At 45.0% G+C, this 24,922-nt stretch carries 12 protein-coding genes; all 12 read right to left on the bottom strand.

What is annotated here, in order from left to right:
* Positions 1-35: 35 nt before the first annotated feature.
* Positions 36-2,849: a family 78 glycoside hydrolase catalytic domain gene (locus tag GO816_RS02965; protein WP_157539852.1), complete on the bottom strand. Its 2,814-nt coding sequence runs from the start codon at positions 2,847-2,849 to the stop codon at positions 36-38.
* 2 nt (positions 2,850-2,851) lie between these two features.
* Positions 2,852-6,535: a malectin domain-containing carbohydrate-binding protein gene (locus tag GO816_RS02970; RefSeq protein WP_232336473.1), complete on the bottom strand. Its 3,684-nt coding sequence runs from the start codon at positions 6,533-6,535 to the stop codon at positions 2,852-2,854.
* Between the two features lies 1 nt (position 6,536).
* Complete coding sequence (locus GO816_RS02975) at positions 6,537-9,440, bottom strand: glycoside hydrolase family 95 protein (RefSeq protein WP_157539853.1); 2,904 nt, start codon at positions 9,438-9,440, stop codon at positions 6,537-6,539.
* A gap of 350 nt (positions 9,441-9,790) precedes the next feature.
* Positions 9,791-12,565, bottom strand: a complete 2,775-nt coding sequence (locus GO816_RS02980) for an alpha-d-galacturonidase (protein WP_157539854.1) — start codon at positions 12,563-12,565, stop codon at positions 9,791-9,793.
* A gap of 250 nt (positions 12,566-12,815) precedes the next feature.
* On the bottom strand, positions 12,816-14,390 hold the full coding sequence (locus GO816_RS02985) for an MGH1-like glycoside hydrolase domain-containing protein (RefSeq protein ID WP_157539855.1): 1,575 nt from the start codon (positions 14,388-14,390) through the stop codon (positions 12,816-12,818).
* Positions 14,391-14,731: 341 nt separating this feature from the next.
* On the bottom strand, positions 14,732-15,745 hold the full coding sequence (locus GO816_RS02990) for a zinc-binding alcohol dehydrogenase family protein (RefSeq protein ID WP_157539856.1): 1,014 nt from the start codon (positions 15,743-15,745) through the stop codon (positions 14,732-14,734).
* Between the two features lie 8 nt (positions 15,746-15,753).
* Positions 15,754-16,590 (bottom strand): amidohydrolase family protein, encoded by an 837-nt coding sequence (locus GO816_RS02995; protein WP_157539857.1) that lies wholly within the window; start codon positions 16,588-16,590, stop codon positions 15,754-15,756.
* A 320-nt stretch (positions 16,591-16,910) separates the two neighbouring features.
* Positions 16,911-18,563 carry a UxaA family hydrolase gene (locus GO816_RS03000; protein ID WP_157539858.1) on the bottom strand — a complete coding sequence of 551 codons (1,653 nt, stop codon included), beginning with the start codon at positions 18,561-18,563 and terminating at the stop codon, positions 16,911-16,913.
* Positions 18,564-18,569: 6 nt separating this feature from the next.
* Positions 18,570-20,075, bottom strand: a complete 1,506-nt coding sequence (locus GO816_RS03005) for a tagaturonate reductase (protein ID WP_157539859.1) — start codon at positions 20,073-20,075, stop codon at positions 18,570-18,572.
* 18 nt (positions 20,076-20,093) lie between these two features.
* Positions 20,094-22,001, bottom strand: coding sequence for a glycoside hydrolase family 88 protein (locus GO816_RS03010; protein WP_157539860.1), 1,908 nt, complete (start codon positions 21,999-22,001; stop codon positions 20,094-20,096).
* A 162-nt stretch (positions 22,002-22,163) separates the two neighbouring features.
* Positions 22,164-23,180 carry a pectinesterase family protein gene (locus GO816_RS03015; protein ID WP_157539861.1) on the bottom strand — a complete coding sequence of 339 codons (1,017 nt, stop codon included), beginning with the start codon at positions 23,178-23,180 and terminating at the stop codon, positions 22,164-22,166.
* A gap of 7 nt (positions 23,181-23,187) precedes the next feature.
* Positions 23,188-24,849, bottom strand: a complete 1,662-nt coding sequence (locus tag GO816_RS03020; RefSeq protein WP_157539862.1) for a glycoside hydrolase family 28 protein — start codon at positions 24,847-24,849, stop codon at positions 23,188-23,190.
* Positions 24,850-24,922 lie beyond the last annotated feature (73 nt).

Consider the following 24,922-nt stretch of genomic DNA (forward strand, 5'->3'; position numbering starts at 1 on the left):
TTTATCCTTCAAAAAATCACATATAGTTAGTAATCCTACTTAGCTTCAAGATGATAAGCACCCGAACCCACTTTCATTATTGCCTTGCCATTTTCATACCCTGTGGCCTGTACTGCCTTGCCGTTCATGCTCAGTTTGGCGGTTTTGGCAACTGGCAGGTAAACCGTTGCGCGGCTGTTGGCCGGTATCTCAACATCCAGTACAAAAGTGCCGCCTTTTTTATTCCATTTTGTGCTGATGATACCATAAGGCGATTGTGTTTTGGCTTGTGCCGATGTGACATCGCCAACTGGCTCGGGCCTAATATCAATAGACCTGAAACCAACGCCATTAACGTTATCGGGCTGTTTTATACCAGCAAGCCCGCTATAAAACCATTCCATGATGTGGCCCAGCATGAGGTGGTTGTTAGACACACCCGGCAGTGCCTGCCATGATTCGGTGAGTGCTGTGGCACCTCTGGCCAGTTGGTAACCGTAGCCGGGCACGTCGGAGCGGTTGTTCATTTCAAAAATCACGTCCGAGCGGCCGGCATCATCCAGCACGCGCAGCAGGTAACGGTAACCAATATCACCTGCGGTAAGCGCATTGTTATGGTCTTTAATTTCTTTTACAATATTGGCAATTACGGCTTGTTTATCCTTCGCTTCAACCAAATCAAAGTATACCGCCATGGCATTGGCCGTTTGGCTGCCGGTACCGTACTGTTTGGTTTGTTGGTTGAAGAACTTTTGATTGAATGCCTTTCTTACCTCAATAGCCAGTTTTTCATATTTAGCTGCATCGGCAGGTTTGCCCAGCATACGGGCGATCTGGCTTACAATGTTTAAATCGTAATAGTAAATGGCCGTGGCCGTGATGCCCTGAGGGGTATTTTGCGACAAGCCGGGGGATTTGGGGCCTAAGTCATACCAATCCCCTAAACCCTGACTCAGGATATTCTCTTTTGCCATACCTGCCAAATAGGCGAGGTAACGCTGCATCATGCTGTAGCTATCAGCCAGTACCTTTTTGTCGCCATACCATTGGTAAACGTACCACGGCAAAATAATGGAGTTACTCCCCCACTCCGGCGAATCTCGGAAAATGCCGCCAAAGTTGGTGAACTCGGGGGCAATTTCGGGCACTAAGCCATCTGCCGTCTGTGCCACCTTCATATCGTTGATGCACTTGCGGCTTAGGTTGGCTATATCATAAATGTATCGTATCGAACCACCTACCAGGTGCGCTTCCTCCAGCCAGCCTAGCTTTTCGCGGTGCGGACAATCGGTAAACACACTGGCCATATTGCTTTTTATCGACCAGTCGATAAGCGTGAAAGTTTTGTTGAACAACTCGTTCGAGCATGAAAACTCACCTACAACTGGAGCAGCATTACGCGTATGCAAGCTTTTTAACCCTATTACCACAGGTAATTGATGCGGATTAACCTCACCTTGCGCGACGGCATTTTCAACCTGTATGTATCTGAACCCGTAATAAGTAAAACGTGGTTGCCAAGCTTCCTCGCCACTCCCTTTCAGCACATAATCATAATAATGCGGGTTGCCCGAACCTTTTTGATTAATGGTTCCTTCAGCAGCCAATAATTCGGCAGGGTAAATGCGTACGGTATCGCCCTTTTTGCCTTTAACCTTCAGCTCAAATATGCCGGATAGGTTTTGTCCAAAATCATATAAGTACCGGCTGCGCATCACCTTTTGCTTCATGGTGCTGTCCTTGGGTTTACTGTACTGCCCGGTAACACCTTCGCCCAAATTTTTGATGCTTTTTGCCGTGAGTTGTTCAAACACTTTTAACGGCTCTGCTATTTGTGCATCTAACTGCGGGATACCATCAACTACAATTGCCTTTTTCCAGGCGGCATCGTTAAAGCCGGGTTTGTTCCAGCCCGCCTGCTCTAAATTGGCGTTATAATCTTCGCCTCCGTAAATGCTGGTATAGGTAATTGGCCCCGGTGCGGTTTTCCAGGTTTGGTCGCTTACTACGCTTTCGGTTCTACCGTCGGTATATTCGGTAACTAAACGGCATATCATTTTAGGATAGCCATAAGCGCCGGTCAACTTGCGGTAGCGCACGTCGCGCGGAATAAAAAAGAACCCGTTGCCCAGCATTACGCCAATGGCATTTTCACCTTGCTTGAGTTGTTTGGTTACATCAAGCGGTACGTACAAGGCTTGTTTATCATAACCTGTCCATCCCGGATCAAGGAAGTGATCGCCGGTTTTAGTGCCGTTTACGCTCAGCTCAAAATGACCTAAGCCGCTTATGTACATAGTAGCCTTTTTGACAGGCTTTTTAATGGTGACCGTTTTGCGTAGCAAAGGCAATACATCATTGGCTAAGCCTAACTTTTTAGGCCCACGTAGGTGAATAAGTGGAGTAATATGCGACGAATCGGGCAACCTGTCATAACCTATCCATTGCGCGCCTTTCCAATCGGCTTTGGTTAACAGCCCCATTTGCCACTCGGCGGGTTTGCTCCAGGCCGAGGTATGCTGCTGATTATCCCAAACCATCACCTTCCAGTAATAAGTCTTGGCGGCTTGCAGTGGCTTGCCACTATACAACACTTGAATAGATGCAGATGAACTTACCTTTTTCGAATCCCAAACGTTACCTGTGTTTTTAGCCAGTGCTTGGATATTATCGGCCACCAGAACTCGGTATGAGGTTTGAATAATATTGTGTCCGGCACTTTGCAATTGCCAGCTCAGTTTTGGTGAAGCTGCCTCTACCCCCTGCGGCGCAGCCTTGTATTCACACTGTAGGTTAGCAACCTTTAGTGCCTGCGCAAAAACCTGTACCGGCAGTAACAAAAGCCATATATATAATTTCTTGATCTTCATTTTTATTGCATTTCAACGCCCGACAGGTTGAGGTCTTTAGCATCAACACCCGTAATTACCACACGGTAATTACCTGCATTTATACTGGTACCCGTAGTAGTAGCATGGGTTCCTGATTTACCTTTTTTAACAACACCAAAGGTTACATCCTCTTCTTTCATTACGGTGCCATCCTCGGCTAGCAGCGTCATCTTTCCGGTGAGTGGCCTGTCTGTAAAGTTGTAGTATTTAATGCGGAGCGCATACACATCGCCCACACCGGGGGTAATGGCAAAAGTTGCTGTACCGCCCACAGGCTGGGTAAAGCGGATAACCTTGCGACCGCTCAGGGTATCTTTAACCGCCCCGTTGCCTTGCGCTAAGGCATCATCGGCACGATAGGTAATAGTTTTGCGTAAGTCGGTAGCAGGTGCAAGGGTAACGTTAGGTAACACTGCAACGGTATACATTTGCGTACCAACATTAGCTCCCAAATTAACTGTTTCACCTTTTTTATACGCTTTGCGATACAGGTTAAGCGTCGCACCGTTACTTGCATCCGTTTGAATTTTCAAGCCGCTTACTTCATACCCTTTCAACCACTCGGGGCGATTACCGGCTGTGGCATTTATGCCTACGTACACGCTACCATCCTCACTCATGCTGAATATAGCGCTGCCCGAATTGGCCGATGTCTGCAGCCATTCGGCGCCAAATAAAGTGGAAGGCAATTCGTTAACAATAACATTCGCATTGTCGGCGTAAAGCCTATCACCCAAATCCAACCATGATTTAGCCGACCAGTTAGCCGGAACTTTCAAGTTGGTAATAAGTCCCAGAGTTGAATACTGCGGCACCTTCACTTGCTGGTTTGCCGTGCTGATAGCAATAGCCGAAATTATAGCCTCTCCAGCAGCAACATTCGGAAAGCTGATGGTCAGTTTTCCGCCAGATACTTGCGCGGTAAGTGTTTTTTTAAGTGCATGGTTAACGCCTGCTTCTTTCCATATATCCAGGTTGTTAATTACCGTTTTTCCGTTTAGCGCTACATCAAACAAGCGCCAGCCTTTGCAGTCTATACCACCGCCTATGCCGTACCATGGTTCGTTAAAGTACAGTTCAACCTGGTACTTTCCATCAGGCAGCGGAAAGTCGTATTTAAGCTTATCCATGCCGTAACGGAAGGTTTGAAATAACGTGCCATCATTAGTGCCTTTTATTAAATCGAACGTGCGTTGCTGACTGGCAAAAAAATCAGGCATGCCCTTAAAATCATCCGTCCACGAGGTTGAACCCCAAGATTGGGGATTTGACAGGTGCTTGTCGGCCAGCCAGATATTGCCATGGCTGTCCTTGTATTCGGCTCCGCCACAGTTTACGCGGTACAGGTATTTTTGGCTTGAGGACGGTTTTGTGAGGTCAGAGGCAGGAGGCTGGTTGCCAGTTGTCTTACTTACATTGCCGGGCATCTGCCTTCCGACAGCCGACAACTGACTTAATTGAGGCGCTTTAGGCAGATGATTAAGCACGATGTAATCCTCAGCCACAACTTTACCGTTTACGTAACCAACGGCATAAAGTACGTTGTACTGAATATTAGCTCCATCCCATTGAAAATGTGTGCCTGTTTTTCCGCGTTTGTGTTTGCCAAGAGATACGGTTTTTACATCGTTAAATAGTTCCACCTCATCGCAATTGGAGTATACGCTAATGCTGTCCTTTTTGCCGGGCTTTAACCAGCGGTTTGGCCATGTGTGCGATACAATATACACCATCGGCTGCTTATTTTTTGGTGCATAGTTGGAGCGGAACATGTAGAACACATCTAGCGGTTGCCCCCACGGTGTAAACAGGCCTTTATAATTAATAGGACCTACCCTATCCAATTCGCGCAAACCTTCGCCGCCTTGTATACGGCCGGGGTTTTCGTGCGAATAAAATATCCAATGGTAATGCCCTGCCACCTCGTTTTTAACAGAATCGGCCAGGCGTACTTTGGTTTCCATCATCTGGGCCATGCGGTCTTCACTTAATGGGCCGCTGGCGTTAAACGGGCCTTCGGTATGCAGTTCGAGGCTGCGCCATGCGCCGTATTCGCCTACTAAAACCTGGCGCTTCAAATCTTCACCGTAGGTGAGCGGGCTACCGCCGTAGGTACCCGTCCAGTTTTGCGGCACGTCCCAATCGGTTCCTTTGCCACCGTTACAGGTAGTTACCTTACGTTGCGATGATGCAGTATGATCTAAAGAACGTATGAGCTCGGTACACTCACGGGCAAAAGCTTCAGGAAGTTTGCTTTCATTCTCCAAGCCCCACAGCATAGCCGACGGACTATTCCTGCGCTCCTTGATCCACTCAACAATCAAGGCCTTATAATTCTCTTTGAACTCGTGGGTATCATACCAAATATGCGCCGAAAACTGCGGCCACCAAATGGTACCCTGTTTGTCCCAATATTTTTGATACTCGAGGTTATGCGGCTGGTGTGCATCGCGGAAACCATTGAAACCGGAGGCATTCAATTGCATTACCCGGGCCTTAATTTCTTCATTACTGAAAGCATGGCTCTTGCCCATCAAATGCTCGTACTCGCCCATGCCGTTGATGAACACCGGCTTGCCGTTGATGTAAAAGCGGTTATCGCCATTAACGCCCATCCCCCATTTTATCCATCGGATGCCATAGGGAGTTTGTAATTCGTCAATTACCTTTCCGTTTTGAATGATTTGTGTATGCAGAGTGTAGAGGTATGGGTCTTTGTCTGACCATAACCGTACATTTTTTATATCCTTAAAATCCTGTTTAAGGGTTTGCTCTTTAGTTGATGACAGGTTGAGGGTTGATTGTGCAAGGGCAACCTGCTTGCCTGCGGCATCGGTTAGGCGGTTAATGATTTGCACCGATGCCAATTTGCTGCCGTAGTTTTTAAGCTCGGTTTCTAAATGCAGCGTGGCTGATCTTTCAGTTACGGTAGTATCGTTCCATACATACACACCAAAAGGCTGAATGCGCACCGGGTTAGTAGCGATCAGGTGTACCGGACGAAAAATACCCATTGGTTGCGAACCTTCTGAAAAACCAACTTCATCTGAGCAGCCACCGCATACCCAGGGTAGGTTTTGAATATTGGCTGGATGGTCGGCTTTTACGGCCAGTAAATTAGGCTGGTTCAGTTTGATAGCGTTGGTAACATCCAAGGTAAAGGATGTGCGCCCACCAGCATGATAGCCTACTTTTTTACCATTGAGATAAACCGTTGCATACGAACTTACCCCTTCAAACCATAGAAAATAACGCTGACCTGCCTTTAACTGCTTTGCGGTAAATGTTTTGCGGTACCAGGCATAGCCATGGCGGTTGCCGTGTTTCAGCCTGCGGTAGCCCTCGTAGCCATCCCAGTTGTGCGGTACGGTTACGGCTTGCCAATTAGTTGTTTTATAGTTTGATTGCTCGAAGCCGTTGTAGGCATTGGCTTGGGTATCGTGTGCCACCGTTTGCCAGCCACTGTTGAGGAGGATATCCTGGCGAGGGTTGGTTTGGGCGGAGCTGTTGTTTACCAGTATCACAATAAGCAACATGGCTATGGACACACCCCTGACAACCACCTGTGCAAAATTTGTAGGCCGCGTTTTCCCCTCTCGAGGGCGAGAACTTTTGGTTGTACTTATATTTTCTGTTTGAATGAAAGGGTGTGTTCTAAACGCCATATTATATTTCCTGTAGAGAACCACTTAGCTTGTAAGTTTTACCTTTCTCTGTATAAAATTTAATTTGCTTGTTGTTGTAGTTTACTACGCAAGGCTTACCAGCTTCAGAAGTAATATCAACCTGCTGCAGTGCGCCGTTTTGCCATTTAATGTTGAGCACGAAACCGCCTCGGGCGCAGATGCCTTTAACCTCGCCATTGGGCAGGGCTTTGGGCAGGGCGGGCAGTATATCGAGCGTACCGAACTGACTTTGCAATATCATTTCGCCAATACCTGCAGCGCCGCCAAAGTTGCCATCTATCTGGAACGGCGGGTGCGCATCAAACAGATTATGGTATACGCCGCCTTTCTCGTGGTTAGGCACGGCATCGGCAGGTGAAAGCAGTTTGGTGAGCATGAGGTACGAGTGGTCACCGTCGCGCATACGTGCCCATAGGTTTATTTTCCAGGCAATGCTCCAGCCAGTGCCATCGTCGCCACGGTAATGCATCGATTTTTTAGCAGCATTTAATAGATCAGGGGTAGCTGCAGAAATTTCGGTGCCCGGATGTATACCCCACATGTGCGATACGTGTCGGTGAGTGTCAGTGGTATCATCCTTATCCTGCATCCACTCCTGCAACTGGCCGAACTTGCCTATTTTATTAGGCGCTATTTGGTTATATTTCTCTTGAAGTGTTTTGCTGAAGTCAGCATCGGTGCCTAATACTTTGGCTGCCGCAATGGTATTCTTGAATAACTCACGTATAATTTGATGGTCCATTGTTGGACCGGCCACTAAACCACCATGCTCAGGGGAGTTTGATGGGGTACTCATGAGATAGCCCGTTGCAGGGTCTTTGACCAAATTGGCTACAAAGAATTCGGCAGCGCCTTTCATGGCCGGGTAAGCTTGGCTTTGCAAAAAGCCTTTGTCCTGTGTGAACTGGTAGTGCTCCCATAAGCTCTCACTTATCCAGGCAGCACCGGTTGTCCATATTCCATGATTGGCAGCGTTTACCGGGGCTGCTCCGCGCCATAAATCGGTATTGTGGTGCAGTACCCAGCCGGGGGTATTGTAGTGCGCTTTGGCGGTTGCCTTGCCCGTCTGCATCAGGTCATCAACCATGCTGAAAAGTGGCTGTGTTAAGCCCGACAAATTTAGCATTTCGGCTCCCCAATAATTCATTTGCAGGTTAATGTTGGTGGTAAACTTACTGCCCCATGGCGGCGTGAGCAAATCGTTCCATAAACCTTGCAGGTTAGCAGGAACTTTACTTCCAGGCCTTGAGCTGGAAATCAAAAGATAACGGCTGTACTGCATAAACAGGCTTACCAAGCCAGGGTCAACGGTGCTGTTGTATTTTAGAATGCGCTCATCAGTTGGCAAGGCATCATTAACGCCATTACCAAATGTAACTGCAAAAGTGTTAAAGTATTTTTGGTAGTCGGCAATATGGGCAGCTTTTACCGCCGCATAAGTTTTAGCACGAACAGCGGCTATCTGCTTAGCACAAATGGCCTCCGGATTGCCAGATACATCTTTATAAGTTTTGAAGTTGGTAGCGGCGGTTAAATATAACGTAGCCTCGTTAGCGCCACTAATGCTGATACCGGTGTTAGTAACAGTTAGTTTGCCGCCTTTAGCATCGGCATATAAATAGCTTACGCCGCGTAAAGCACCGTTGCGCACCTTGAACGATAGTGCCAAAGTATGCGCGTCAACTTTACGTATAGTTACTGATTGGTGCATTGTATGCAGCAAAGCTGTAAACGATATCTTTCCCGGTTTATCGGCCGTGATATGCACAGCCATTACCTGGTCGGGATTGCTGGCTATGTACTCGCGGGTGTAGTTTACGCCAGCTTCGTTATAAGTAACGTGTGCCGTGGCATTGCTAATATCAAGGTCGCGTTTGTAATTGATTATGGAGCCGGTTTTGGTCATTTGCAAAAACAGGTCGGCAAAGGGTTGATAATCGGCATTATAACGCGGAAATTGCGGTGGCTGGTTGTCTTGTATCCAATATTTCCATGACCCGTCTAACCTTACTACTTTGAATTTTTCACCCGTTTTTTGGTCAACGGCCATGTCTTTGGGTGTTGTAGTGGCAGCAGCCCCTTTTAATTCAGTTGGCGTTAACCCCATCGGATAAATTGCCATTTCGCGCGGATTACTCGTTAAACCTCCTTTATCCCAGTAATTAATTACCTGTACGGCTATCTGGTTTTTGCCTGCCCGCAACAACTTTGCAGGGATTGTGTACCGTCGATAATCGGCGCCATCAACTGAGCCTACCTGCTCACCATTTACAAAAGTAAAATCCATGTCGCGCATGCGGCCAAGGCTCAATGTTAAGTCTTTGCCTTTCCAGTCGGCTGGCAAATCAAATGTAGTGCGGAACCAAACGGCACCGTCTACGCCTTCAAATCCGGGTATTACCTCCCAGCCTTTCTCGGTGGGTAAGTTTATGGTTTTCCACTTACTATCGTTGTACGCAGTAGCCGCCGGTGCCTTTACTGCACTCACTTGTTTAAACCACGCGGCTTTCTGCTTATCGTAATCTTCCTCGTTAACTTTACGGCCCATAAAGTGCGCCTCGCCTATGGCTTCGGCTTCCTTCTGTTTGCCATCAAATACCAGTTGACGCATCTGAGCTAAGTACTGATAAGCGCCTTCGCGTTGGTAATCGCGGGGTTTGCCGGTCCACAGAGTTTGTTCGTTGTATTGTACGCGTTCGGTATCGGCTGCGCCGTATATCATACCGCCAATCCGGCCGTTACCTATGGGTAGGGCGTCGGTCCATTTTTTGGAGGGTTGATTGTACCAGAGTTTGAGGGTTTGGGCTGAAAGGTTTGTAAAGCAGATTGTTGTTAAAAACAATATCGTTGTTGTTATTACTGCTTTTATAAATCTTCTTCTCATTGGTTTCTGCTTTTACTCATTGTTGTGCTCCGTTAGGCTCGGTAAAGTGATCTTACTCCCGCCTATGGATGTACTTTTTCTTTTATACAAAAGAAAAAGGTACCAAAAAGAAAACTTGCGGCTACGTTTATTTGCTACGTTAGTGCTGTGCTTTTACGTGAGGCTCTGCTACCCGCAAAACACTGATGCCGCGAAAAAAGGTATTGTTAAGACAGTGCTTTTACATAGGTTCTAAACCTTCTCTAAGCATTTCGCTTACCGATCTTTTCATTCCCCAATCCTCACTCTTCGCTCCCGCACCTTTTTATCATCCTCAACCACTCACTATTCACCACTCACTACTCACCAAATTAATTAAACAACCACCTCAAATCTTTAATATTACCTGTGGTGCTTAAGCCGGCGTCATATACCGGGATTGGCTGATTTTCGGGGATGAAGCCTAATATTACAGCTATACCTTTACCTAAAGTAAGGGTGTTGTTACCTGCTTTAAAGCTGAAAGTGTGTATGTTGACTGATGGCTGTGTAGGGATCAATAGTCCGTTAGAAAGCTTTACGTCGGCTTGGCCGTAGTCATTAGCGCTGGCGTCGGTTTCCAGTTGCGATGGCACGTGGTAAGGCCAGGTGTCGGGGTTAATGAAGCCCGTTTTGTTGAAATAGCCTACCAGTACTTTTACCGGCTGCGCATTGGTAAAGGTTATTTTGGTGCCTGATTTACGCTGTTTGGCTCTATCTAATTGAACTGCCTTTAAGCCTTTTAGTTCTTTAGCAAAATCAGTAATAGCTACGCTAGTATCAGCAAACGGCTTGGCTCCCTCGCCAATAATGTAGCTACCTTCGGCACCGCCGGTAACCGTAACCTGTGCATTAGTAAGCGTAGTAAGCGCTGTTTTTTTTGATTTAGCCGATGGCGATTTTAGCGAATCAATGTTCTTCTTAAAGTTAGCCAGTTCCTTTTCGTAAACTGGCAACAGTTCAACCCAGGTCTTCATTTTACCGTCGTTGCCGCTTACCGGAATTTTACGTTGCTTGGTTTGCATACTATTGGCATACAGGTAAGTATCTTTAGTAAGTTTCACCAGTTGGCGGTAGTAATTCAAGCTGGCCTCCATATCGGGCAGCGCTTTTTCCAAGTCGGCTACATCGTCAGTATATTTATAGCGCATAATGGCTATGGCTGCCTTTATTTTAGCCGAGTAGCTGTTAGCCATGGCCTCGTGGATGTACATATCATTTTTAAGGCGATCAAATTCTGCCTTGTTCTTTTTTACACCCGGCGATGCCTTTTCAATAGCCTCTACCGATTTCTTTCCGAAAGCCACGATGTTGTTAGCTACATCCAAAGGGGTTTCGCCAATATGCTTTTCATGTTTCCATTCCTTTTCGGCGTACTCGCTTAGTATTTCTCCTTCTGGCGCTTCTGAGTTATACAACAGGCTAAACAAGCCAAACTTTTCGGGGTTAGTAAATTGTGCCATCAGCATACCCAAAGTCATGGTTTGGCGGTTACCATCGGTAATACCAACGCGGCGTAATATCTGTGGCGATATTTCACCGGCTTCTTCATAAGCTTTTAGTATTTGCTCGCCTTGCTGTTGGGTACAACCGTACATTCCTGCCAGTAGCTTGCCCCAGTATTTAATTTCTTCGGCCCTGTCACGATTACATTTCCAGGCGTAGCGTGCCCATTCTTTGTACCATATCCAGTCGCGGTCTATTTGCAGTAAGCGCGGGTCGGCTTTATCGGCAGTGTAAGGCCAGTCCCAGTATGATGCCTGCGGATACAGGTGTAAACCGTTAGCTTCATAAGTGTTGTGCATAGCCTGCACGCTCTTTTGTATAAAATCGGCCGATCCATAGCGGAAAGGCTCAAGGTTAGCCAAAATGTGTACGTTCTCAATTTGTACGCTGCCCAAACGGCTCAGGGTACGGTGCAACTCGGCCCACGGACCGCGAGGAGTATATGTGGTTAAAGCCTCGCCGTTAAACTTGGCTTCGGTATAAAGGTTTTTGTAAAGCGGCAACGCAGCTTTCATTACTGCCGGGGCATCAGTATCATGCGCACGCAAAACAATAGGCGGCTCTTCGGTTTTGCCTAATGCCTTTAATCCGTCTTTTACACCCGGGATGATGGTTTTGGTAAACCAGTCAATATCATCCTGACCAACACCTTCCATGGCCTCGCCCAAGGCTACCATTAAACCTACGTGCGGGTATTTTTTAACAAACTCGGCAATTGATTTGCGGGTATAATCGGCAATGATGGGAATGATTGGACGGTTACGATCTTGCGTGGCCAGCTTGTTTTTTTCGGCAAAGGGCTTTGATACAATGATATTGTAGAACATTTGTATAACCCATATACCGCGTTTGTCGGCCTCGTCGGTTATAAATTTGTAAATCTCTTCGTTCTTTTTAAAGGTGGCATCGTCAACCTCTACCGCATATGGGTACTCTTTAACGCGCACCAGTGAGGCAAACGGGTGACCGTTCCACAAGTAAAGGGCGTTCATACGATTTTCGGCCAGCGAGTCGAGGTAGCGCAGCCAAAGGGCTTTATCGTAAAACCATGGAAAGTTTTTAGGGGTATAAGGGTACTCATAAACGCCGCGGCCTTCGAGCAATACCGGTTTTTGAACGCCTACACAGGCCCCGCGCATTACCATCTCCGGCTGATCAGTAAGGTTTATGCTTGACGGAAGCTTGCCCTGGTCAAGTATACGGTCGGCCAGTTCTAAACAGCCATACATAGCGCCCGAAAAATCAGCACCTGATATAACCATGCTGTTTTTACCGGTACCAATGGTATAACCCTCTTTACCGGGTTTGCCAATGGTTTTGATACTGAATTTTGCAAGACCACTTTTTACAACTGCATCCTGCGCCCTACCGATAACAATGCTTGCACCTGATGCAGGTGCCTGCTTAAGCATTTTAGTTTGGTAACCGCTTTTTTGAAGTGCTTTTGCTAACTGACCAGCACCGTAGCCAATACGCACATGCGCGCCAGCCGGCGTAACAATAGCTATAGACTTAGTAGCTGCCTTTTGAGCGTAAGCGTTAGCAAAACAAGAAAAAGCGATTAAGACGCTAAGAAAACAGCGGTTATATAATTTGACCATATCAAGTTATCAAAAACGATTTACCTGCTGATGGCCGGTGGTTATGCAACCACGCTGAAACTGATTTTAACCCAGCTTAACAAACAGGTGAAAAGTTTATTATTGGTTTTAAAAGTTTATGAGCTCTGTTTACTTCCTGGCTTTACCCATGTAAGGATTTTTGCGCGGGTACGAAAAACAAAAATTGCTCATTTTATCAGGTTCAAAGCTATAAGTACCCTGTTAGTTATTCATATAGCATTTTTTCATGCTATTGTATCATTTTATCTCTTGTAAGCGCAGGTAACGGCAATTTTACCATAATATGCTTCAACTCTTTGCCCTTGGCAATCTCTTTGCCATCCGAGTAAATCACAAAGCCTTGTCCTTGATTATACTTTGTACCGGTTTTATCCCAGCGGATGGTGATGGTACGCCCGCGATAATTTACTTTGTCCAAACAGAACCAGTCCCATTGCCCTTGAGGAATCAGCGGGTACACTTCCAGTTTATTGTCTTCGCGTGGTTTGAGGCCAACAAGGTCATTGATAATTAAATCGGCAAAGCCGGAGTGGTTATAGTAGCTGCTGCGTGGATTATCGCCTTTAAGCCAGTATCCGTTTTTTTCATCCTGGTACTCGCCTAAATATGGCAAGCCGCGTTTTTGATGCGATGCAGCATATTTATGCAGTTCATCATAAAATATGTTTGCGCTCATCCCATCCTTATTCTTGTAGTTGGTGAGCAGGTTTGACAACCCCTTTAAAGTTTGGGTGGTGGCAAAAGGCCATACGGCACCATCCCACTCGCAGCCATGGCCTGTACCATGCGTACGGAAACCCGGATGACGACGCTCGGCTGTAGTGATACCCCAAGGTGCGTTGAACCCCTTTTCATCTACCAGTTGCTCCCATTGCTCGGCATACTTAGCCTTATCATCAGGCAAATTAAAATACCATGGAATATAGCCCAGTTCCTCACGGGCATCAGCCAGTTGGTTTTTAGCTACCTGTTTTACTTTGAAGAATGATGCCTTATTATCCCACAGAGTATCCTGCACCAATTTCTTCAACTCCATTGCCTTAGCAGCGTAAATCTTTTTAAGGGTATCGTTACCCACTAATGCTGCCATTTTTGATAGGGCAACGGCGTTGCCATACATATAGCTGTTAATAGTAGGGCGAATGTTTTTATCCTTACGGCCACCGCTAATTGATTCTTCCATCGCGTCTTTTACATCAAACTGCCAAAACATGTTATTGGGAAGTTTTTTGTCTTTTTCCCAAGCCCGGTAGTCAGCATCTAATACAGGTAACAGCTTTTGCACCATTGGCTTATTACCGTTAACCAGGTAGTAATTAAAAACGGCGTTTTGCAGCCAGCTGCTAAAGTTGCGCAAGTGCGGCTTTGGCGTTTTAGGATCAACGTACAGCCAAAAGTTTATATAATCGTTAATGTAGGTTTGATTACGCAACCAGCGGCCTTCGTAAATGTGATGACCTAAAGCACTGCTCACCGTATTGTACTTGCCTGCGTGATTAACCGGGGTAATAAACTCGGTAAACACAAAGCCATCGGGTGTTTGCTTTAAATGTTTACGCATAGCCCACCAACGGTAGTAATATATTTTTTCCAGCGTAGAATCGGGGCACTCAAATAGTGGCACGTTTTGCGACATCCAATCAATAGCCTGATCGTTAGTTACGTAGTTTTTAACCGTTTCCGTATCTATTTTATTAAAATAGGTAACGTACGATTTCAGCTTATTATTGGTAAGGCCGAGTTTGGTTTGGCTGTAAGCAATGGTTGCTGTTAGTGCGAGTAGTATGGTGAGTATTTTCTTCATTTATAATTGGTTCATCTCAAACCACAATATGTCATTGTGAATTTGCTTCCTATTTTCTGCCGCAAGTATTTAGCGAGGGTATTGTGTGATGGCTACTTGTGCCCTCGTTTACCTTTCACTTTTCTACCGCTCATTGCCGCGGAGGCTATTTCTTTGTCATAGCCACAAAAGAAACAAAAAGGCCTATCCACAAACAATCCCTTCCATCCCACAAGCCAGCTCCCGGCCGGGTGTTGTGGCTGGCCACCGCTATTTTAGGATTAATGGTTTGCTGTTTAAATTTAAAAATTAAACAGCTATCATTTCCAAAAGGCCTCCCTCCCGGGAGGATTTAGGTGGGGCTATACCTCTATCATCGCCTTAATTACTCCCGTTTCTGGATTCAGCCAACTTTCAAAGTTGTCTTTTACCTCGCCAAATTGTACGCGGTGAGTGATGTATGTTTTAGGATCTACCAAGCCTTTTTTCATGCTGGCTATTACATGTTCAAAATCTTGACGTGTTGCGTTGCGGCTGCTCATCAGGGTCGATTCTCGCTTGTGAAAATCGGGGTGGTTAAAGCTAAATGCTTCTTTTTGCAACCCAATCAGTACATAACGGCCGCCATGTGCCAAGTAGTCAATACCACCATTTATTGCCTTCAGGTTGCCAGTCGCATCAACCACTACCGACGCCATATCACCACCGGTTATTTCGCGTAACTGTTCGACTGCATTGCCATCTAAAGGATTAATGGTGTATTCAATACCGAGATTTTCCTTGCAAAACTGCAAACGCTCATTACTTACATCCATAGCTATTACCTTGCCGCCTGCAATACGGGCAAACTCAATAGTACCTAAACCAATTGGGCCTGCGCCAATTACCAGCACAAAATCGCCCTGGTTAATACCTGCACGGCGAATGCCATGCGCGCCAATTGCCAATGGCTCAACCAATGCTAGCTCATCGTAAGTTAAACCCTCGCCATGTACTAGTGAGTACGATGGTACTTGCAGATACTCAACCATACCACCATCGGCGTGTACGCCACAAACCTGTATGCTTGAGCAGCAATTAGGCTTACCGGTGCGGCAGGCTACGCAATGATCACAGTTGAAATAAGGGATAAAAGTTACTGCTTCTCCTGCTTCAAATCCCAAGGCACCATCAGCCTCCACTAACTCGCCCGAAAGCTCGTGGCCTAAAATACGCGGATAGCTAAAAAATGGCTGCGTTCCTTTAAAAGCATGTAAATCGGTTCCGCACACGCCTATACGTTTTATTTTGATGATGGCGTGATCCTTTTTTAGTTCGGGTTTATTGGCCTGGCCATAATCAAACTGGCCGGGTGTAGTACAGGTTAATATTTTCATTTATTGTTTTAAACTTCCAGATTATAAAATTTGATGGCATTGCCACCCCAAAACTTAGCCTTATCAATATCGCTGAAAGGCTCAAGATAATGTCTTACCATTTTAACCACACGGTTATAACCACCGGCAACCATACATACAGGCCAATCTGATCCAAACATCAAACGGTCGATACCAAAGGCATCAAAAACCACGTCCATGTAAGGCTTGAAGTCTTCTTCTTCCCAGTCATACCAATTAGCCTCGGTAACCATACCTGATATTTTGCAATACACGTTAGGATGTTTAGCTACCTCGCGAATGTCCTTTTCCCATTCAGCTACCTGCTTATTTTTGATATCGGGTTTGGCAATGTGATCAATTACGAATTGCTGTTTTGGAAACTCGGCTACTAGTTGAGCGGTGTATTTAAGCTGATCGGCAAAGATGAGTACATCATAGGTAAAGCCATATTTGTGCAACAGGCTTATTCCTCGTTTAAACTCGGGCTTAAGCATAAGGTCGCGCTGTGGCTCGCCTTGTAACACATGACGAAAGCCCACCATTTTGTCAATTTTACCGTAATGCTTCAATTGCTCTTCAACATCTTCGGCCTGTAAATCAACCCAGCCAACCACACCCTTTACAAATGGTGTGGTGCTTGCCAGCTCAAGTAAAAATTGATTTTCTTTTTCGGTTTGACTTGCCTGCACTGCCACACACCCCTGCATTTGGTTATGCATAAGTATATGCATCAAATCCTGCGGCAAAAAGTCGCGGCGTATAACGTCCATTTCCTCGGTAATCCAACTATCTCTTACCGGATCAAATTTCCAAAAATGCTGGTGAGCATCAATTTTATACATGGTAGTGTGTGTATGGTTTATAATCCTGTTGTTAATTGCTAACAGCTGCCTCAATGCAGCCCGGATGTATAAATGGCATTTTCAAAGAGATTAAAAAATTCAGACAGATACTTATCAGTAATTGCCTGTTTGTTATATTATATTGCCATTAACAGAAAACTTACAGCCGGTAGATTTAAGCAACTGCTTGTATAAATGTATTACATTTTTAACCGATGTATATTAAAATGTGATTAAAAATATAAAACCCCGTGGCAAACGCACGAGGTTTTATGTAGGATATTAACCTGAAATTTGTTCAGGTATATAGTGATCTACAATTATAAAGACACGCCGCGTTTCCAGGGAATAAAATCGTCCTGACCGTGACGCACGGCAGACACTTCAACCTCACCGCTGGCAACCTGAATTACATAATCTAAAATACGTGCACCAGCCTGCTCAATAGTCTCTTCGCCTTCAATAATGGTACCTGTGTTAAGATCAATAATGTCGCTCATTTTGTTGTACAGGTTTGTGTTGGTTGCAATTTTTACTACCGGCACAATTGGGTTACCTGTTGGCGTTCCTAAACCTGTGGTGAACAATACAACGTTAGCACCTGAGCCCACTTCGGCAGTGGTGCTTTCAACATCATTACCTGGAGTGCAAAGCAGGTTTAAACCTGGGTTTACCACTTTTTCAGGATAATCTAACACATCAACTACCGGTGATGTACCACCTTTTTTGGCAGCACCTGCAGATTTAATGGCATCGGTAATCAAACCGTCTTTAATGTTACCAGGCGATGGGTTCATATCAAAGCCAGAGCCTGCTTCTTCAGCACGTTGCGCGTAAGTGCGTACAAGGTTTACAAAGCGGTCTGCGTCTTCCTGCTGAATACAACGGTCAATAAGGTTTTGCTCAACTCCGCAAAGTTCAGGAAACTCAGCCAAAATAACCGAGCCACCCAAAGCAACCAATAAATCAGAAGTATAACCAATAGCCGGATTTGCTGAAATACCAGAGAAACCATCCGAACCACCACACTCCAAACCAATAGTAAGTTTGCTTAATGGTGCGGGCTGGCGGGTATACTCGTTAGCCTGAATTAAACCTGCAAGCGTTTTACGTAACGCCTGCTCCATCATGTCAGACTCTTTACCTATCGTTTGCTGATCTAATATATACAACGGCTTTTTGAAGCCCGGAGAACGTTTTTGAATTTCGTTTTCCAAAATGCTAACTTGTGCATTTTGGCAACCTAAACTTAGCACGGTAGCACCAGCACAATTAGCATGAGTAATGTAACCGGCTAACAAACCGCAAAGTGCTTCAGCATCCTGGCGGGTACCGCCGCAGCCACCAGAGTGGTTCAGAAACTTTATACCGTCAACATTAGGAAATACTTTGCTTTCTTGTGAAGCTACGTCGCCTGCGTTAATCTCGGTAAACAATATCTCGTCAACACCGCTACCAGCTTTAATTTTGCTTATTAACTGCTGAGCCTTGGTTTCGTAAGTTTTTTTACGACCGTAGCCTAGTGGCTTAATCAATGACTCCTGCAACACCTCTATATTACGGTTTTCGCAAAACACCATCGGTATAACCAACCAGTAGTTTGCTGTACCCACACTACCATCCGGACGGTGATAGCCGTTAAACGTGCGGCTTTCCCAGGCACTAACATCAGGCTTGTTCCAGTCGGTATGTTTGCTTGCGGCTGACATGCTGTTGGCAGCATGCTTAATATTCTGTGTGCTTATTACACCGCCCGACGGAATATCAAACTGCGCTTTGCCTACCAATACGCCGTACATAACAATGCTATCGCCGGCTTTAATATCGTTAATGGCAACTTTATGTTTAGCGGCAATTGGGTTAACAGTTGTTATGGTAACTCCATCATAAGTTATCACCTCACCTACGGGCAGGTCAACCAACGCTACCAGTACGTTATCATTAGGGTGAATCTTTAAAATATTTTGTTTCATTGTATGTTATACAGTTGCTTCTTTTGCTAAAATCTCTTTTGTTCCGTTGGCTTCAATTTGCTGAAGCTGATCTAACACGGCTTCTTTAAAACCCGGAAGCTGGGCCAAATCTGCACCCCAAAGCTCCTTATTATTCAAGATGCTGTAAGTTACATCATGCAACTCAGCCTTTTGCCAGGCGTGGTAGAAAACCTCAGCGTTGCTGTCGGTAATTACGTAATCTTCACCATTGTTTGTACCAATGTATTTACCATCCTCATCTTTTACAGATTTCATAAACCTGATGAATGCTGCAAAGCCAAGTGCTATATGTACCGGGACCGTAGTATGATGCTTAAAATGATTTAAAATTAACGGCACCACCCTCAATTGCATTTTTGACGAAAACTGTGCCGAAATACTGATCCAAAGGTGCTCCAGGTTAGGGTTACGGAAACGATCTAACACCTTACCTGCAAATTCGGCAGCAGTGTCATGATCAACGTCATAAGGAATGGCCGGAGCTATTTCCTTTAACATTAATTGATTGATGAAGTGTGTAAAACCGGCATCTTCCATGGCTGCTTTAACCGTGCGGAAACCTGATAAAAATGCGACAGCACAACTTAATGTATGTGTACCGTTCAATAGGCGTAATTTCAGTTCGCGGAATATGTCAATATTGGGCACTATTACAACGCCCTTATCAACTTTATGGAATGATAATACATCTTTAACGTAATCATCGCCTTCAATAGCCCAAAGTGAATATACTTCAGATACAATACGTAATCCGTCTTTGTATCCGCAATCAGCCTCCAGTTGCTCGGCTAGCTTTGCATCGGGCTTACCCGGTACAATACGGTCAACCAGTGTGTTGCAAAAGCGGTTATGCTCTTCAAGCCAATCAATAAAAGCAGGTTCCAGGTTGTTTAAGTGCGCGAGTTCAAGTACAATTGCTTCCAGCTTTTTGCCGTTATCAACTATCAACTCAGCCGGAACAATAACCAAACCGCTTTCGGCACTGCCGTTGAATGTACGGAAGCGCTTGTATAAGATGGCTAATAATTTACCAGGGAAAGACACAGGTGGATTTTTGAATATATCATCCTGAACAAGTTGAATGCCCACCTCGGTGGTATTGGATGTAACAACTTTAAGTTCGGGGTTTTGAGCAACCTTTAAAATCTCCTCCCAGTCTTCTCCTGCCGATAGTACCCGGCTAATAGATGAACATACAATTTGCTCATCAACCTCGTTACCATCTTCAATACCTTTAATTGATAGTGTGTACAGGCCATCCTGACGGTCAAAATCATTAGCCGAGCCTGTATCGGTTGATTTTACCACCACAATACGGCCGTTAAACACCCCTTCCCTGTTTGCTTTATCTATATAAAAATCAGGAAGGCCGCGCAGTAACACGCCGGTACCAAATTGTAAAACTTTCTCGGGCAGGTTGAACACATCCTCTGGCGGAAGCACCAAGCCCGGTACATTAATCTTCTTTAAGTTATATCTTGATAGTAACATTTGCTTATAATTTGCCACTTACTTTTTGGCAGCCTTAGCCGGAATCTGATCTACCAGCCAGGCCACTAAATCATTGGCAGCTTTAAAATTTTCAAGGTCGGCCGTTAGTTTGCGACCATCAAGGTATTCGTTATAAAACCATGGGTCGCCAACTGCAAGCACCGTACCCTTACCGTATTTTGCCATTGCTACAACTACCTCACCATTATGATTTAAAACCGATTTGGCAGGGGCCGATAGGTTGAACGTGCTTATTTCTTTAATATATATCTTTTTAGCTGTTTTAAACACAGGGTTGCCAGCCGGAATATTTACCGCACCCTGCTGAAACTGCTGACCAACCACATGGTTAATGCTGTTTTCCTTAAACGGCATACCAAATTTGCTCATCAGTGTATTGAAGTGCTTAAACTCGGCATTGCCGGTATCATTATGCAAAACCAACAGTACGCCGCCATGCTTAACCCACTCACTTACAGCGGTAACATGTGCAGGCTCAACATATTTAGCATTAGGGTTTTCCTTAGGAATATCAGCATCAACAATAAGGTAGATTGAAGCCGGTTTTAAGTTGGTAGCGGTTGGTGCCTGGTATAACGTGGCAGTTTCTAAGCCGTAGTTATTAAAGATGTGCCCTAAAAGCGAGAAGCCATTGTTATCACGACCTTCCCATTTGTAGTGATAAGGAACAACAGCACCGGTTATGTCTTTTTTACGCTCATCGTTAAAATAACTGTCCAATAATACGGTTTTGTTATTCGCCTTATTTAAATTGGCAATACGCTCAATTTCAACGCTGGCCTGCAAAAAAGCACCAAGGCCTTTAGCATCATTGGTAACTACTTTTTCTTTTAAATAATATTCGTAGCTGCCATCGCGGTATGGATTTCCGCCTAAACCGGCAACACTTACCGTACCGTTAAAATTAACCTGACCGTTAGCATCAACTTCCACAAATTTTTTGATAATGCCTTTGTAACCTGTTTCGGCTACGCCTCTAAAATAATTAGGCAGGTTATGCTGGCGCACACCTTTAGCCAATGCATAAACAAACATTGACGATGCCGAAGCCTCCAGGTAATTGCCTTTTCCATTAGGTTTATCCATTACCTGGTACCATAAACCCGATTGCTTATCCTGAAATTTAGCTACTGCTGTAGCAAAACGGTTTAAAATAACCAGTAATTCCGCACGCTTCGGATGATTTACCGGCATTTTATCAAGCACATCAACTAAAGCCATACCGTACCAGCCCATAGCACGGCCCCAAAAATTAGGTGATTTACCGGTTTCGGGGTTTGACCAACGCTCTTTGTGGCTTTGATCCCACGCATGGTACAGCAATCCTGTCTTACTATCGCGCGACATGCGCTCCATTAAAATAAATTGTTTGGCTATATCATTAAACGCAGTATCTTCATGAAAAGCAGTTGCGTATTCGGCATAAAATGGCTCGCCCATGTACAAACCATCCAACCACATTTGATTAGGGTAACGTTTTTTATGCCAAAAACCACCCTCAGGAACACGTGGTTGCTTACTCAATTGCTCTCGAAGGGTTCGGGCTGCTTTTAAGTATTTTTCGCCGCCAATTACCTGGTAAAGCATTAGCACACTACGGCCGGGTAAGATGTTATCGATATTATAATCGTCCATTTTATAGCCTTTTATGGTGCCGTCATCATTCAGGTGAACATCTACGCGGCTTTTGATGTATTTAAAGTATTGCGGATCGCCGGTTTGCAGCCACACATCTTCTAATCCCTTCCATACAACGGCGTGCTCATAAGTCCAGTGTGGTTTTGAAGTATCGGCCCACACCTTCATAGCTGTTTTAGCCATGCGCTGCGACCAAGGTTGCGTTTGCGCCTGAACAAGTTGAAGACCTGAAATCAGGAACAGGCATGCAAATAAGAATTTTCTCATAGTTTCTTCTTCTGATAATTAGTTAATGACAGAATGTGTCGCCGTCAAAGGTTTGGTTAGTACCCCGCATATCTTCAGGATACAATTTTATAATATTGAAAGGATAAAAAGGCGATAATGGCTGTAAAAATCAATGCAAACGTTTTCGTAACGCCATTTTACTTACTTTACACTGGCCAAGGCAAGCGGATTCCAATTGTCTTTGCCACCTAATATATTTTGTAACGTATATTTTTTGGCTTCCTTATCAGTTAACTGTTTTGACCAGGTAACACGTTCAGTAGTTTTGGCGCCTGCTCCATAACATTTGTATTCGGCGTAAAAAGCTGTTTTCTCCTTATCAGGAAACATGGCATCTCCCTTCCACGGATTCCAGCCTTGAGGTGCAATATGAGCACCCACCTCGCAGCGTATTAATACCGTTTTAGCATAAGGCCTCCACGGGCGGCCCAGTAGTGCTTTTTTCAGGGTACTATCAGCAATTAATTTACAATCCATCAGCACATAACCAAACTCCTGGTTTGCAGTGGTAGCTGCCGCAGTAACAAATGAATTAGTTAAATTACGAATAGTACAGCGCTGAAATACAACCGTTGCTTCACCAAATAGAAAGTCGGTTGTGCCTTCAATATAACAATCCTGGTAAAATTGACGGCTGTTGCTTTTGGCTGTGTATAACGTATCCTGATTACCCAGCAAACGGCATTTTGTTATTACGCATCTGTCGGCCTCAATGTGCAAGGCCACAGCCTGTCCTACTCTGCCGGCCGTATTTTCGATGGTGAGGTTACTGGCCTCAAAGCCGTCGCCCTGTACCAAAACAGTATACGAGGTGTAAGTTGTCATTTTGTCTTTACCAAAAGCATCCTTGCCCCCCGGAACAGGCTTTCCAGAATAATCATTGTTGGTTATGATAGTGCTTTCCGCGCTTTCGCCAACAAGAGATATATTAGTTTTCCAGCTGGGAACAACCAGTTTTTCACGATATGTTCCCTTCTTTATATGTATAATTACCCGCTTTTGCCCCAAATCGCGCACTGCGTTAACTGCTTCCTGTATGGTTTTGTAGTTACCGCTGCCATCGGCAGCAACGGTAAGTTCTGCAGGAAATACAGGCTGTTGAGCGAATGCATGACCGATGAAGAAAACGGCAAGTATTAACAGCTTAAACACTTTCATACCGCTGTTATTTAGCTATAAATGCCTTTTGATCGGCACCGTTTTTAAACGCCACCTTTTGCTTGGCCTTACTCAAGTCTGACGCGGTAACTTCAATATTTGATGTTTTTTTACCGTTAATGCCAAACACCTGTTCTGTACCGGCACCGTAACGCAGGTTACTAAACTTAACATTATTTGAATTGATAACATTAATCAAAGGCGCTGATGCTTTGGCTTCAACATAGAAGTTTTTCAGAGTAATATCTTTACCCTCTATAATATCAATGCCTTTGTTGGCTTTAATGCTTACGTTTTCAAGATTAATATTTTTGATAGCCATCTCTGGTAAACCACGAATCATTAATGCCCTGTCGGCACCGTTACATGATACATTACTCACCCAAAAATCTTTAAATACTGGTGTAGCTTCTGTTACCGGCGGAACATTGGTATCATTTGCCATTTCCTCATCCGTTGGAGATTTTCCGGTGTAATACATATCAAACAAGATGGCACTGGTTACAATATCGCGCATGGCTATGTTTTTGATATGGATGTTTTCAACTACTCCACCACGTCCGCGGGTGGTTTTAAAGCGGAGGCCAATATCAGTACCGATGAACGTACAGTCGGTTACGAAGAGGTTACGCGCACCGCCCGACATTTCACTACCTATTACAAAACCGCCATGTGCACGGTAAACTATGCTGTTTTTAACCACCATATTTTCGGTTGGTTTGCCACGTTTACGCCCTTCCTCATCACGGCCAGATTTTATACAAATACCATCATCACCGCAATCAAACGTACTGTTATTGATCAACACATTTTTGCACGACTCCACATCAACACCGTCACCATTGGCAGCGTTCCACGGGTTGCGCACGCGTACGCCATCGAACGTTAAGTCTTCACACATTAATGTGTGGAGGCACCATGCTGCAGAATTTTGAAATGTTGCACCCTGTAGTAAAACCTTTTTACAGTTAGCCAGCACAAGCATATTAGGGCGGTAGTAATCTTTAAATTCCATAGCAGCCTCAGGTGTAGAGCCAGGCTCGATGTAACCGGCCTTTGGTGTACGTGCTGCCTTGTAGTAGGCTGCCGATGGATACCAGGTTTTACCGTTTTCGCTTACAACACCACCCGATGCTACTTTTCGGTTCCATTCCTGTTCGGTTAAACGGTCTTTGGCAATTAGTCTCCATATCTCGCCGTTTCCGTCAATAATTCCCTCGCCGGTGATAGCAATATTTGTGAGGTTAGTACCTGATATAGGCGACTCGTTGCGATAGGCCGCATGCCCCTCCCAATTGCCTTCAATAAGTTTATACTGGCTTTTATCAGCCGTAAATTGCACCAGGGCTGCGCGGCTAACGTGCAGGTTTACGTTGCTTTTAAGTTTTATAGGGCCTGTTAGCCATAAACCTTGCGGTATCAATACTACACCTCCACCTTTTGCACTGCAGGCGTCAATAGTTTTGTTAATACTCTCGGTGTTGAGTGTTATGCCATCGGGCTTAGCGCCATATTTTATGATATTAAAGGTATCTTTTTTAAAAGCAGGCAAAGCTGCCTTAGGTAAATTACTCCAGCTGTAGGGCTTGGTTTTTACCTGGGCCGAAGCAAGAAATGCACTGCCTGTTATTAATAAGGCGGCTATTGAACATTTTTTTATATTAAACATTAAGCTGTGGTTTATGTGGTTTTCAAAATAAGGCAATTGGCAACTAAACAGGTTGACTGATGTTGCCCAACTT

The sequence above is a fragment of the Mucilaginibacter aquatilis genome (assembly GCF_009755275.1).
GTDB classification, from domain to species: domain Bacteria; phylum Bacteroidota; class Bacteroidia; order Sphingobacteriales; family Sphingobacteriaceae; genus Mucilaginibacter; species Mucilaginibacter aquatilis.